11 protein-coding genes are annotated in these 13,216 nt (G+C 65.2%); 4 read left to right on the forward strand and 7 right to left on the reverse strand.

Annotation, left to right across the window (positions count from 1 at the left end; translation table 11 throughout):
* The first annotated feature begins 80 nt into the window (after positions 1-80).
* The 3 genes from lepB to era are packed head-to-tail and all read left to right on the forward strand — an operon-like array spanning position 81 to position 2,541.
* On the forward strand, positions 81-974 hold the full coding sequence (gene lepB / locus AC1RRJ_RS08055) for a signal peptidase I (RefSeq protein WP_493121248.1): 894 nt from the start codon (positions 81-83) through the stop codon (positions 972-974).
* On the forward strand, positions 971-1,651 hold the full coding sequence (rnc, locus tag AC1RRJ_RS08060; protein WP_493121250.1) for a ribonuclease III: 681 nt from the start codon (positions 971-973) through the stop codon (positions 1,649-1,651). Before lepB ends, rnc begins: the two co-directional genes overlap by 4 nt.
* Complete coding sequence (gene era, locus AC1RRJ_RS08065; protein WP_493121252.1) at positions 1,648-2,541, forward strand: GTPase Era; 894 nt, start codon at positions 1,648-1,650, stop codon at positions 2,539-2,541. The genes rnc and era overlap by 4 nt, the downstream gene beginning before the upstream one ends.
* Before the next feature lie 30 nt (positions 2,542-2,571).
* Here the strand turns inward: era and AC1RRJ_RS08070 are convergent, their stop codons facing one another.
* The 6 genes from AC1RRJ_RS08070 to plsY all read right to left on the reverse strand — a co-directional run bounded on the left by AC1RRJ_RS08070 (position 2,572) and on the right by plsY (position 11,689).
* Complete coding sequence (locus AC1RRJ_RS08070; RefSeq protein WP_493121254.1) at positions 2,572-4,365, reverse strand: vWA domain-containing protein; 1,794 nt, start codon at positions 4,363-4,365, stop codon at positions 2,572-2,574.
* 95 nt (positions 4,366-4,460) lie between these two features.
* Positions 4,461-5,588, reverse strand: a complete 1,128-nt coding sequence (locus AC1RRJ_RS08075; RefSeq protein ID WP_493121256.1) for an alpha/beta fold hydrolase — start codon at positions 5,586-5,588, stop codon at positions 4,461-4,463.
* A 67-nt stretch (positions 5,589-5,655) separates the two neighbouring features.
* Positions 5,656-8,253 (reverse strand): type I DNA topoisomerase, encoded by a 2,598-nt coding sequence (gene topA, locus AC1RRJ_RS08080; RefSeq protein ID WP_493121258.1) that lies wholly within the window; start codon positions 8,251-8,253, stop codon positions 5,656-5,658.
* Positions 8,254-8,339: 86 nt separating this feature from the next.
* Positions 8,340-9,881 (reverse strand): VWA domain-containing protein, encoded by a 1,542-nt coding sequence (locus AC1RRJ_RS08085; RefSeq protein ID WP_493121260.1) that lies wholly within the window; start codon positions 9,879-9,881, stop codon positions 8,340-8,342.
* A 114-nt stretch (positions 9,882-9,995) separates the two neighbouring features.
* Entirely contained in the window at positions 9,996-11,087 is a 1,092-nt protein-coding gene (dprA, locus tag AC1RRJ_RS08090; protein ID WP_493121262.1) for a DNA-processing protein DprA, read from the reverse strand.
* Positions 11,084-11,689 carry a glycerol-3-phosphate 1-O-acyltransferase PlsY gene (plsY, locus tag AC1RRJ_RS08095; RefSeq protein WP_493121264.1) on the reverse strand — a complete coding sequence of 202 codons (606 nt, stop codon included), beginning with the start codon at positions 11,687-11,689 and terminating at the stop codon, positions 11,084-11,086. Before plsY ends, dprA begins: the two co-directional genes overlap by 4 nt.
* A 154-nt stretch (positions 11,690-11,843) precedes the next feature.
* Here plsY and murI point away from each other — a divergent pair, with 154 nt between their 5' ends.
* Entirely contained in the window at positions 11,844-12,650 is an 807-nt protein-coding gene (gene murI / locus AC1RRJ_RS08100; protein WP_493121266.1) for a glutamate racemase, read from the forward strand.
* 7 nt (positions 12,651-12,657) lie between these two features.
* Here murI and AC1RRJ_RS08105 read toward each other — a convergent pair whose 3' ends face one another.
* Positions 12,658-13,185 carry a hypothetical protein gene (locus AC1RRJ_RS08105; RefSeq protein WP_493121268.1) on the reverse strand — a complete coding sequence of 176 codons (528 nt, stop codon included), beginning with the start codon at positions 13,183-13,185 and terminating at the stop codon, positions 12,658-12,660.
* Positions 13,186-13,216: the final 31 nt, after the last annotated feature.

The raw sequence follows: 13,216 nt of genomic DNA on the forward strand, positions 1-13,216 counted from the left end.
GGCCCGGGGCCGCCCGCGCGCCAGTGTCGTCCACCGATATTTGCTTGACGCGCAGACCTATTCATAGCCAATGCCGCGCCATGAACGACGCCAGTCTTGCCGCCACGACGCCGCCCGCATCCGACCCTACCCCGTCCGCCCCGAACCCGACACCGGTTTCGGCGAAGGAAGAGGCCGTCGACACCGCCCGTTTCCTCGTCCTGCTGGCGATCGCGGTGCTGGTTTTCCGCAGTTTTTTCCTGTCGCCCTTCAACATCCCGTCTGAATCGATGCAGCCGCGGCTGTTGATTGGCGACTATCTGCTCGTCAACAAAATGGCCTATGGCTATTCGAAGCACAGCCTGCCGTTCAGCGTTCCGCTGATCCCGGGCCGGATTTTCGCACGGACGCCCGACCGCGGCGACGTCGTCGTGTTCAAGGCACCGCCCGTTGCCGACAATGATTATATCAAGCGCGTCATCGGCGTTGGCGGCGACAGCGTACAGGTGAAGGACGGCATCGTCTGGCTGAACGGCAAGCCGCTCAAGCGCGAGGCGATGGAAGATTTCGTCATCCCGGTGACTCCGAACATGATCGAAGCATCGCAGATGACGGGCACCCTGCCCTGCTACTCGATGGAGTTTGAAGAGGTCAGCGAGAGCGGCCAGCGCCAGTGCCGTTACAAGCAGTTTCGCGAGACGATGCCGAGCGGCAAAAGCTATGCGATCCTCGACATCACGACGATCGCCGAGGACAATACTCCGCTCGTCGTCGTTCCCGAGGGCCATTTGTTCCTGATGGGCGACAACCGCGACCGCAGCGCCGACAGCCGTTTCCCGGCAGTCGAAGGCGGCGGCATCGGCATTGTTCCCGAAGAAAACCTCGTCGGCCACGCGCTGGTCGGAATGTTCTCGACCGACGGATCGGCAAGCTGGTTCAACCCGATCAGCTGGTTCACCGCCGCGCGCTGGAGCCGCATCGGGGAAGGCTTTTGAGCGATCCGCTCGACGCCGGGGCTCTCGCCGGGATTATCGGCTGCACCCCGGACGACCTGGCACTTTACGATCAGGCGCTGACCCATGGCAGCACCGGGCGCCCCGACTATCAGCGGCTGGAATTTCTGGGTGACCGTGTACTCGGCCTCGTCATTGCATCCGAACTCTACACGCGCTTTCCGCGCGCCAGCGAGGGCGAGATGTCGTCGCGACTGCACGTCCTCGCGTCGGGGGCGACCTGTGCAACAATCGCCCAGCGCATGAACCTGACCGCGCTCGTCCGCTTCGGCGCGCAGGCGCGGAGCGACGGCGGACGCTACAGCGACAATATCGCCGCCGATGCGATCGAGGCGCTGATTGGCGCTATTTACCTCGATCAGGGTGCCGACACCGCACGCGCCTTCATTCTTGCCCATTGGGGTGATATGATCGACGGGCAACAAGCGGCGCCCAAACATCCAAAGGCGGCGTTGCAGGAATGGGCGCTGGCGCGCGGTCGTCGTCCACCTGAATATGAAATTATCGCGCGCGAGGGTCCCGACCACGCCCCGCGCTTTCGCGTCGCGGTCAGCATTGGCAAGCTCGCCCGTGCGGAAGCCGAAGGCGCAAGCAAACAGGCGGCCGAAAAAGCCGCCGCGACGGCACTGATCGCCGAACTCGAAGGACTAGGTAAATGACCCACCGCTGCGGATTTGTCGCCGTCGTCGGCGCGCCCAATGCGGGCAAATCGACCATCGTCAACGCCCTCGTCGGCCAGAAGGTCGCGATCGTCAGCCCAAAGGCGCAGACGACGCGCACCCGGTTGATGGGCGTCGCGATGGACGGCGAGACCCAGATCATCCTCATCGACACCCCGGGCATCTTTGCCCCGACGCGCCGGCTCGACCGCGCGATGGTCGCCACCGCGTGGAACAGCCTCGATCAGGCCGAGGCCATCCTGGTGATGATCGACGCCGCGGCAAAGCTCGGCGAGCGCGCCGAACGCGTGCTGCAGGGGGTCGAGGGGCGGCCCGAGAAGAAATTCCTGATCCTCAACAAGGTCGACCTGACCCGCAAGGACAAGCTGCTGACGACCGCGACCACGCTCAACGAGCGGGTGAAGTTCGACGAAACCTTCTTCGTCTCGGCCAGCACCGGCGACGGCATTCCCGAACTCAAGGCGACGCTGGCGGCGCTGATGCCCGAAGGCCATTGGCACTTCCCAGAGGATGAGGTAAGCGACGCCCCCGAACGGATACTCGCCGCCGAAATAACCCGCGAGCAGCTTTACCGCCAGCTCCACGAGGAACTGCCGTACCAGTCGACCGTCGAGACCGAGAAGTTCACGACACGCCCCGATGGCAGCGCCGAAATCCACCAGCAGATCCTGGTCGCGCGCGATAACCAGCGCGCGATCATCCTTGGCCACAAGGGCGAGCGGATCAAGGAAATCGGCAGCAAATCGCGCGCCGAGCTCGCCGAATTGCTGGGCCGCAAGGTGCATCTGTTCCTGCACGTAAAGGTCAAGGCGAACTGGGACGAAGACCGCGGCGTGTACCGCGACATGGGGCTTGATTGGGTTGATTGAGAACGGCGCCCTAAGGCGCCGCAATCACCATCAGCTCGTCGTTTCGCGCTCCAGCACAATTCGCACCGTCCCGTCGGGTGACTTCATGCGCAACCGATTGCCATCGATCGAATAGCGCACGCGCAGATTTCCTTCGGGAATATAGATTTCGCGCTCGTTGATTTGGAACTCCTGGCTGAGCTCATCGTCGCCACGCAGCGGTCGTTGGAAATAGGTGATGAACTCATCGTCGTCGGTGAACTCGACGACGTCGCCCCGCGACAGGTCGTCGACCCCGCCCAGCGCCACCACCCGCCATTTGCCGAGCACGCGCATCGGCTGCATATCCTTGGGAAGCTCGCCGCCATAACCGGCATAGAACGCCGCTTTGCCGCGCATCGTGTCGACCAGTTCGCGTTCATCCTTGATGTCGGCATAATCGACCCCCGCCATGCGCGTATTGAGACCGTCGAGCAATGCAAAGGCCCGCTTCGGATCGCCATCGCTGTGAAAAGCGCGGGTTGCGGCGTCCATCACCAGATACTGATCAACCAGTGTCTGCGCGAGACGAAGATTCCCCGCGGGTTGTGCCGTCGGTGCAGCAATGCTCAATCGGTCGCCATGCTTGCTGCCGTCTTGCGCGCTCACATAGCTCAGGGAAACGTCCATCAAAGACGCACCGTCGGCAAGTGACGCTGCGGGCAGATGCGCACGACCTTCATTCTTGCCGAGCGATGCATAGATGCCGCCGCCATTTGACGACAGGAACGCGGTTGGGACGGTAATCGCGATCGCGCCATCCTTCCCTTCGGTCATCAGCCCGTCAGGGACACCGAACACGCCGCTGATCCGGTACCCGGCATGCGGCGTCAGCGTCATCACCAGATCATGCGCGACCTCGCTCACCATATTACGGAACTCCTTCCGCATCAGGGCGCCACCCTTGTCCGAATCCGCAACGAAGAAGACGTTCCCGCCGCGCACGCTCGCGATCTTGGTAGCGAGCGCCCCGTCATATTGCACACCGACGCCGATGGTGGTGAGGCCAACACCGCGCTTCGAGGCTTCTTCGGCCATCGCCATGAAGCTGCCTGCGTCGGTGCTGTCGGTGTTCGGCTGCTCGTCGGTGAACAACATCATGCGTGTCTTGCCACCGAACCTCTCGGCCTCGGCAAAGGCGGTGTCGTAGCCAAGCCTCAGTCCCGCTTCCATGGAGGTCGACCCGTCGATAGCGATCGCGTCGATCGCGGCATGCATTGCATCCTTATTGCCCCGCACTGCCGCCGGCTGAAGATGCACGTTCGAAGTGGTCCCATAGATAACGATACCCAGCCGGTCCTTCGGCCCGAGTTCGTTGACCATCTGATGCAGCGCCGCCTTCACATTGGCGATCGGCGGCCCGTCCATCGACCCCGAACGATCGACGACCGCCATGATGCTGAGCGGTTCGCGTTTCCAGCTTTCAGCATCGATATTGCTGTCGAACGCCATCCCGACGAACAACAAATCGTCGGGCCGCGTCGGCAGGTTCGCCGTCATCGCCTGAACGTTGAGGCAGAAGAGTTGTGCGCACGCCTTTCCGGCAGGTAATGTCAGATCATGCTCGCCAAGCAAACCCTCGACGGTCAGCGATTCAGGGCGCGGCAGCGTTGATGCGCTGAGCGCCGTCGCACGGAAATGCTGGATGTCCTGCGCCCCGCCCTGACGAATGCGCGCGCCGGTGACGATAATGTTGCCGAGATCGTCGTCGTCATCCTGTTGCTGCGCAAGGCTGGGCATGGGTGCGATCGCGGCCAACAGCGCCAACGACATCAACGGTGCGTGAAACATTCCCCGGCTCGACATAACGCTCTCCCCAAAACGCATCTCTCCGAAACCGAAGCTATCATAGACGCTTCGGCTAATGAAATGGCAAATTCAACGCGGTCGCAGGCCCGGTATCAGAGCCCCCGGCAGTCATCCGGCACCGCCTGTCCATCGAACCGCGCACCGATCCACGCCAACGTCTCCGTCGCACTATCGCGCGCGGTGTGGGCGTGGTCGCCGCCTGGTAGCTCGATCCAGCGGACCGCCGTGCGTCGCTTGCACATCTTCTTCGCAAAATTCCGCGTCACTGCCGACGCGACGAGCGGGTCCTTGATGCTCTGCGCGATCAACAGCGGCCCCGGGACGCTCGCAGGATCGACACTGTTGGCGTGCATCGTCGCCGCCCACGGCTCGATCCGCCCCATATCTTTGTTCCGCAGCGCCCCGCGAACCGACACAATGCCCAGGATCGTGCCGAGTTTCGGCGTGCTGCCGATGGTGATGCAATTATTCTGCGCCAGCCGCTTGACCACGCCCTGGTTCGCCCGGTTCACCACCCCGTCCAGCGAATAGCCGAAACGTTCGGACCAGCTGTACAGCGTGAAGGCCATCATCATCGCACGGATATTAGGTTCGCTCGCCTTGCGCATGTTTTCGGCGAGGTCGGTCGCCGGGGCAGCAGCAGCCGTCGCGACAAGCGTCAGGTCAGGCGCGTAAGATCGCGCCGCGATCGCGGTCCACAACGCGGCATGACCGCCCTGCGATTCCCCCCACACGGCAAACTGGCCGCCCGCCGCCGCGCCCGGGATCGACCGTGCCGCACGCACCGCGTCGAGCACCGAGTGCGCGGTATCGCCGCCGACCAGATAGGGATGCGGCATCGGCGTGCCGAGCCCCGGATAGTCGGGCGCGACGACGACATAGCCCTCGCGGATCGCCTGCTCGAGACCGGGCGTCGCCTGAAAGAAAAGCGGATGGGTCGACAGCGCGCATTTTTGGGCAACGCCCGACGTACCGTGCGCCCAGGCGATCACGCGCCGCGGACGCGTCGGCACGGCTTCACGCGGCGCGACGACGGCGCCGGTGACCTCTTGTCGCACCCCGTCCTGACTGGTGGTCCAGTAACGCACCTGCCACGCCTGCATCCCCGCCGGGGTGTCGCGCATCGGTTCGGCCGATATCAGCGTGCCCGCCTGCTGCGCCGCCGCGGGCGATGCGAGGACCGACAGGCTGAGGGACAGGGTTGCAAGCAGGTGGCGCATGGACTTTCTCCCGATGCGCCACCCTATCATGGCTCTGCCGCCGCGAAAGCGCTGATTGCGAGCGTGGTTATTCGGCGGCGTCTTCCGTAGCTGCCGCCTTCTTCTTTGCGGGGGCCTTTTTCGCGGGCGCTTTTTTTGCCGGCGCTTTCTTGGCCGCGGCCTTTTTCGGCGCCGCCTTTTTCGCGGGCGCCTTCTTCTTGCCCTTCGCTGGCCCCTTGGCAGCGCGCGCGTCGATCAGCGCGATCGCTTCCTCTTCGGTCAGCGCGTCGGGCTCCATCGATTTGGGCAAGGTCGCATTGGTCGTTCCGTCGGTGACATAGGGCCCGAAGCGCCCGGCCATCAGCTTCATGTCGCCGCCGCTGGTCGGATGCGCACCAAAGGTCTTCAAAGGCTCGACCTTGGCGCGCCCGCGACCGCCACCCGCCGCCGCTTCGGCGATGCGGACCACAGCAGCGTTCATGCCGATTTCGAAGATTTCGGCGGTGCCGGTCAGCTTGGCATATTTGCCGTCATGGAGCAGATAAGGACCATAACGCCCCAGCCCAGCCATGATGACCTTGCCGCTTTCGGGATGCGTCCCGACCTCGCGCGGCAGGCTGAGCAGCCGCAGCGCATAGTCGAGGTCGAAATCCTCGACCGGGATATCCTTGGGGATCGACGAACGCTTCGCCTCCTTGCCGTCGCCGAGCTGGATATAGGGACCGAAGCGCCCGCTGCGCTTGGTGACCTCCAGCCCGCTCTCGGGGTCGGTGCCCATCGTTTCGGGACCGGTGTCGGCACCATCGCTGCCGCCCGGCTGCGCGAACTTGCGCGTGAACTTGCAGTCGGGATAATTGCTGCACGCGATGAACGGGCCGAACTTGCCGCCGCGCAGCGCCAGCTTGCCGGTACCGCAATTGGGACAGATGCGCGGATCGCTGCCGTCGCCCTTGTCGGGGAAGAGATAGGGGCCGAGGAATTCGTCGAGCGCCGCGGTGATCTCCGACGGCTTCTGCTCCATCACCTCACCGGTGCGCGGCTTGAAATCGCGCCAGAAACGGTCGAGCACCGCCTGCCACTGCGCGCGGCCGCCCGACACGTCGTCGAGCTCTTCCTCAAGCCCGGCGGTGAAATCATACTGGACATAGCGTTCGAAGAAACGCTCGAGGAACGCGGTCAGCAAACGCCCGCTTTCCTCAGGCATGAAGCGGTTCTTCTCGACCGTCACATAGGCACGGTCCTTGAGCACCTGGAGGATCGCGGCATAGGTCGACGGACGTCCGATGCCGAGCTCTTCCATCTTCTTGACGAGGCTCGCTTCCGAATAGCGCGGCGGCGGCTGGGTCTCGTGCTTTTCAACTTCGACGCCGGTCTTCGCAGGCGCGTCGCCCTTCGCCATCGCGGGGAGCAGGCGCGCGTCATCGTCGTCATTATTGTCGTCGCGACTTTCATCATAAAGCGCGAGGAAGCCCGGGAATTTGATGACCTGCCCGGTCGCGCGCATCATCGTCTTGCCGGTGCCGTCGGTCAGGTCGATGCTCGTGCGTTCGAGCCGCGCCGACGCCATCTGGCTCGCCATCGCGCGCTTCCAGATCAGCTCGTAAAGCCGGCCATGGTCGCCGCTGCCGGCCTTGTCCTTCGAAAAATCGGTCGGGCGGATCGCTTCGTGGGCTTCCTGCGCATTCTTCGCCTTGGTCTGATACTGACGCGGCTGGTCGGGGACATAGCCGCCGTCATAGCGGTTCGCGATGGCTTTCCGCGCCGCGCTGATCGCGCTGCCGTCCATCTGGACGCCGTCGGTACGCATGTAAGTGATCGCGCCGTCCTCATAGAGGCCTTGCGCGATCCGCATCGTGTGACTGGCCGAGAAGCCAAGCTTGCGCGCGGCTTCCTGTTGCAGCGTCGAGGTCGTGAACGGCGGCGGCGGGTTGCGCGTCAGCGGCTTGGTCTCGACCAGATCGACGGTGAAATGGCCCGCCTTCACATCGGCTTCGGCGGCGCGCGCGTCGGCTTCGCTGGTGATCGTCAGCCGCTCGATCTTGTCGCCGCGCCAGCGCGCGAGGCGCGCCTTGAACGGCGTGCCCGACATTTCGAACAGGCCGGTGATCGACCAATATTGCTGCGCAACAAAGGCTTCGATCTCGCGCTCGCGTTCGACGATCATGCGCAGCGTAACCGACTGGACGCGGCCTGCCGATTTGGCGCCGGGCAGCTTGCGCCACAGGATCGGCGACAGGGTGAAACCGACCAGATAGTCGAGCGCGCGGCGGGCGCGATAGGCATCGATCAGATCGTCGTCGAGCGCGCGCGGGTTCGCCATCGCGGTCAGCACCGCATCCTTGGTGATCGCGTTGAAGGTCACGCGGTCGACCTCGCCCGGCAGCGCCTTTTTGCTGCGCAGCAATTCCTGCACATGCCAGCTGATCGCCTCACCTTCGCGGTCAGGGTCAGTCGCGAGAATCAATCGGTCGGCGGATTTCGCGGCGTCCTGGATTTCCTTCATCCGCTTCGCCTTGTCGGGATAAAGCTGCCACTCCATTGCAAAGCCGTCGTCGGGGTCGACCGAGCCGTCCTTCGGCGGCAGGTCGCGAACATGGCCATAGGACGCCAATACCTTGAAATCGCGGCCCAGATATTTCTCGATTGTCTTCGCCTTGGCCGGCGATTCAACGATTACCAATTGCATTCAAAACTATCCCCGTTACCGGCTCTCACATGTACGCGCGAGGGTGGCGGGGATAGCTTGATTCCGTCAAGCCGGATTTTTCGCGATCAACTCTGCCATTTGAAGTCGGCGGGCAGGACGCATTTGCCAGCGTCGTAATTGCCGACGCTGCGAATGACCTCCTGATCCTCGGGCTCGATGCGGCGACCGCTGATCTGGCTGTCGACCACGCGACGGACGAGCGCGTCGAGGCGGGTGACGAGATAGCAGTCGATGGCTGGCGCTGCGTGCGCGTTGCCGACCCCGCTGTCGTCGGTCAGGAACAAATAGCGCGACTGGGTCGCCGCCGCCATCGCGCGCATCGCATATTCGGCCTCGTCGGCGACGCCCGACGCGGCCACCGGGGTTATATGGATGCGCTTGGCCCGCGCGGCTTCGGCCGCCGCCCAGGTCTGCCCGAACTTGTCATTGTGGGGCGGCGCGTCGGCGACGAGCAGCAGCGACTTGACCGCATCGGGGCGCCATTCCTGCCCCACCGCACGGATCAGCGCCTGATCCATCGCCTCGGGATAATCGCCGCCGCCGTTCGCCGATTGCCGCGCCAGCATGCCCTGCGCCTTGCCGATATCGCGGTCGAAGGCAAAGCTGCGGGTGACATATTCGTCGCCGATATCGCGGTAAAAGACGAAGCCGATGCGGATATCAAGGTCGCGGTGCTTCGCGGTGATCGCGCCGATGATCGAGCGGAGTTCCGCCTGCAAGAAGCTGATCTCGTCGCCCATGCTGCCCGTGGTGTCGATCACCAGCATCAAGTCGAGCTTGGTCGCCTTGGTCGCCATCTGGTTTGCGGTCAGCCCGACCGACTGCCCGCCCGGTGCATTGGCGACCAGCACGGGTCGCGCATCGGCGATCGCGCGCCCGGCCTTTTTCGCCGAAACGGTGATCCGCTCACTCAGGCGGTCGAGGCCCGGAAAGAAGACCGCGCTGCCATCGGCCTGCGTCGCCATGGTGATGCTGTTACCGTCCGAACAGGTGACGACGACGTCGGCGAAGGGGATCGGCTGGCCGTTGCGGTCGTTCACCTTCACCGTGACGACGCGCATCGTATCGACGCGCGGCAGCGCGCGAATATCCTGCCCCAGATCGCTGCGATTGACATAAGCGGCATAGAGTTCGGGGTTGAGCAGGTCGTCATGCTCGCCCGCAGTCAAAATCCCCGCCTGGGGTTGCGGCTGCGGCCAGGGGCGTGGCGGCACGATCGGCGGGCTGGTCCGATAGTCGCCCGGGGAACCTGCAACGGGCGCCGCCGGTTCAGCGCTGCTCGCTTCGTCGGCGCGGGCCGACGCGCGGGATTCGCTGACTACCGGAGAGGCACTGTCGACATAGGCCGACGGCGGCGGAGGTGGCGGCGGAGCAGGTGGCGGCGGGGGCGATGTCATCGCGACCTTCTCGCGATGCTTTCCGCCAACACCATAGCCCGTCTGCAGCTGGTTTTGCTCAACTTCGGCGGCGAGGCGCGGCAGCGGATCGGCGGTGCGGCAAAAACCCTGCTTCGCCGGCACTGTCCGGGCCTGCGCGAGCGGGATCGGCGCGGATGCCGACGCCAGTATCGCCATCATCGTCACGCTCGTCAGCAATCGGCTGCGCATCGTCAAACTCCCGCCGTGTAACACAATATCATCAGGTTGTCGGTCAGCCGCTGAACCGTGACTGAACCGCGATGAACGGCTAGATGCGTCGGAGCTTCGCCGCAGTGCGCCCGGTCACATCAGCGAAATTCGTGCCCCGGCATGGCGCTCGATACGCCCCGCCAGCTCGAGTTCGAGCAGCACGAGCTGGACCGCCGCGGCGGGCTGCCCCGACTGGCGCACCAGCTCGTCGATCGCGACCGGCGTAGGCCCGAGCAGTTCGGCGATCGCGCGCCGGTCGCCCTCGCCCGCCTCGCCCGGCGCAGGCGTCGCCGCCGCCGCATAGGGCCGTGCCGGTTCGCGCAGCATCCGCGCGTCGATCGGCCCGACGGCTTCCAGCACATCGTCGACATTCTGGATCAGCGTCGCACCTTCGCGGATCAGCAGGTTGCAGCCTTGCGCGCGCGGGTCGAGCGGCGATCCCGGCACCGCCATCACCTCGCGCCCATAGTCGCCAGCGCGGCGTGCGGTAATCAACGATCCCGATTTGGGTGCCGCCTCGATCACCACTGCCCCCTGCGCCAGCCCCGCGATGATGCGGTTGCGCGACGGAAAATGGCGCGCGAGTGGTTCGGTACCCGGCGGCTGTTCGGCGATCAACAACTGGTCGGCCGCAATCTTTTCCTGAAGCTGCGCATTTTCGGGGGGAAAGGCGACATCGATCCCGCTCGCGATCACCGCGGCGGTTGCGCCGCCGAGTGCGCCAACATGCGCGGCGGTATCGACCCCGCGCGCGAGCCCGCTGACCACGGTGACATTGCGCGCGGCAAGATCGACCGCGAGTTGGCGCGCAAAGCGGCATGCGGCGGCCGAGGCATTGCGCGCGCCAACGATCGCGACGCATGGCCGCTGCAACATCGCGGTGTCGCCGCGAACGATGATGACCGGCGGAGCGCCCTCGACCTCGCGGAGCAGCGGAGAATATTCCGCCTCGTCGCTGAAGATGTGCCGTGCACCAAGTTCGGCGACGCGATCAAGCTCGCGCAGCGCAACCTCGGCGGGAGCGATTCGCGCCTTCCCTGCTCCGCCGCGCAACACAAGATGGGGCAGAGCCTCAAGCGCCGCCTCGCCCGAACCGAAGCGCATCATCAGCTGATGCCAGCTCACCGGGCCGACGTGCGGCGTGCGGATCAACCGCAGCCGCGCCAGCCGCTCGGCGCGGGTCATTCGGCGACCTTCTTGCCGCCGCCGACGCGCGGCTCGGTCCCGGCGCGCAGCCGGGCGATATTCTCGCGGTGGCGCCACAGCACGATCACCGCGAGACCGGCGAGACCGACCGCATAGGTCGAATGGCCGAGCGCGAGCGCGGCGACCGGCGCGGCGACCGCACCCAACATCCCGCCCAGCGACGAAATGCGCAGCAGCAGCACGGCGGCAAGCCACACGGCGGCAAAAACCAGCCCGATCGGCCAAGCGAGCGCGAGCGACAGGCCGAGCAAAGTTGCAACCCCCTTGCCGCCCTTGAAGCGCAGCCAGACGGGGTAGCAATGACCGATCATCGCCGCCGCGCCCGCGATCATCGCGCCATCGTCGCCGAGCTCGGGAACGAAATGGCGCGCGAGCAGCACCGCGACGGCGCCCTTCGCGCCATCGAGGATCAGAGTCGCCGCCGCCAGCCCCTTGCGCCCGGTGCGCAGCACATTGGTCGCACCGATATTGCCCGAGCCGATCTGGCGCAGATCGCCCGCACCAAAGGCGCGCGTGATCAGGACGCCAAAGGGTATCGAGCCGAGGAAATAAGCCGCAGCGATCAGCAAATATATCGTCATGTCATTCCCCACTCGTTCGCCGCCAGTGTGCCGATTTTGAACGGTGCAATCAACGGATTCGATGACGTTGGCCGCCAGAATGGACAAGACGGCCGTCTTCGCGGGGAGACGAGATTGGATTGAGCGCAATGGAGCCGCCTGCTACGCGGCACCCATGCCCTCCCCTGCACCCGACGCCCCCATCCTTTTTTTCGACAGCGGCCTTGGCGGGTTGAGCGTCCTCGCGCCGACCCGCGCGCTGCTGCCGACCGCGCCGATCGTCTATGCCGCCGACTATGCGGGACTGCCCTATGGCAAGAAAAGCGAAGCCGAACTGGCGGCGCGCGTTCCGGCACTGCTCGGGCGGCTCGTCGAACGCTATCAGCCGCGGCTCGTCGTCGTCGCGTGCAACACCGCCTCGACCATCGCGCTCACCCATATCCGCGCCGCGCTCGACCTGCCGATCGTCGGCACGGTTCCCGCGATCAAGCCCGCAGCGGAAATCACCAGAAGCGGCGTCATCGGGGTGCTCGGCACCGAAGCAACGGTGCGCCAGCCCTATGTCGATGATCTCAGCGCGAAATTCGCTAGCGGCAAAACCGTGCTGCGCCACGGCAGCCCCGGGCTCGTCACCGGCGCCGAGGCCAAGCTCAACGGCGGAAGCATCGACCCCGCCGTCGTTGCGCGGGCCATCGCGGGGCTTCGCGATCAGCCGGGGGGCGAAGCGATGGACGTCATCGTCCTCGCCTGCACCCATTTCCCGCTGCTGCTCGACGAATTGCAGGCCGCCGCCGGCCCCCATGTCCGCCTGATCGACGGCGCCGAGGGCATTGCGCGCCGGACCGCAGCGCTGACCGAGGGCCAAGCCTGGCCCGCCGCGGCGACGCCCGGCATCGCAGTCTTCACGCGCAGCGACGACCGTCCGCCGCCGCCGCTCGCCACGCTGGCGCCCTATGGCATCGACCGGATCGAGCTGATCTGAAGCGGATCTATTCGGCGCCGTTGACGCACGACGCCAGCCACGCACGTTCGGCCGCCTCGGGTGCCTGATCGCCCAGACTGCGGACCTTGGGCAGTCCGGCCTGACGGTTCACCTTCGCGCAACTCGGCGCCTCGCCATCCGACGTGCCGTGAAGGCGTCCGCCGCACACCAGCAAGGTTTCGTCGGACGTGCCCCAGCCGACTTTCTCGGCGCCAGACGGCGCCTGGCCCGCACAATAGGTGTCGGTCTCCGACCCCGGGTCGCCGCAAATCTTGTCGATGCGCGCCACATTGGCCTTCGCGGTTGCAACGAATCTCTGCCGATACTCACTATTGGTCGCAAAATAGCTCTGAATGCCGCAGACCCGGTCACCGCGCTGGGCGAGCAGATTATAGTCGCAGATGCGCGCCCCCTGATAGTCCTCGCAGATCATCCACGCGCCGTTGAACGGTGCCGGCGTCGGCGCCGGTTTCGTGCCCGAAACACCCGTCCCGAGCGCCGCAACAGACAGGATCGCGACCGTGAACAAACGCATATTAGGCAACTCCTTCATAAACCTCGATTTC

Source organism: Sphingopyxis sp. GW821-FHT12C06 (genome assembly GCF_058807415.1).

Excerpts from the sequence above, each read along its gene's own strand:
- lepB (WP_493121248.1), top strand. The coding sequence starts at position 81 with ATGAACGACGCCAGTCTTGCCGCCACGACGCCGCCCGCATCCGACCCT.
- AC1RRJ_RS08085 (WP_493121260.1), bottom strand. The coding sequence starts at position 9,881 with ATGCGCAGCCGATTGCTGACGAGCGTGACGATGATGGCGATACTGGCG.
- AC1RRJ_RS08075 (WP_493121256.1), bottom strand. The coding sequence starts at position 5,588 with ATGCGCCACCTGCTTGCAACCCTGTCCCTCAGCCTGTCGGTCCTCGCA.
- topA (WP_493121258.1), bottom strand. The coding sequence starts at position 8,253 with ATGCAATTGGTAATCGTTGAATCGCCGGCCAAGGCGAAGACAATCGAG.
- plsY (WP_493121264.1), bottom strand. The coding sequence starts at position 11,689 with ATGACGATATATTTGCTGATCGCTGCGGCTTATTTCCTCGGCTCGATA.
- dprA (WP_493121262.1), bottom strand. The coding sequence starts at position 11,087 with ATGACCCGCGCCGAGCGGCTGGCGCGGCTGCGGTTGATCCGCACGCCG.
- murI (WP_493121266.1), top strand. The coding sequence starts at position 11,844 with ATGCCCTCCCCTGCACCCGACGCCCCCATCCTTTTTTTCGACAGCGGC.
- AC1RRJ_RS08105 (WP_493121268.1), bottom strand. The coding sequence starts at position 13,185 with ATGCGTTTGTTCACGGTCGCGATCCTGTCTGTTGCGGCGCTCGGGACG.
- AC1RRJ_RS08070 (WP_493121254.1), bottom strand. The coding sequence starts at position 4,365 with ATGTCGAGCCGGGGAATGTTTCACGCACCGTTGATGTCGTTGGCGCTG.
- era (WP_493121252.1), top strand. The coding sequence starts at position 1,648 with ATGACCCACCGCTGCGGATTTGTCGCCGTCGTCGGCGCGCCCAATGCG.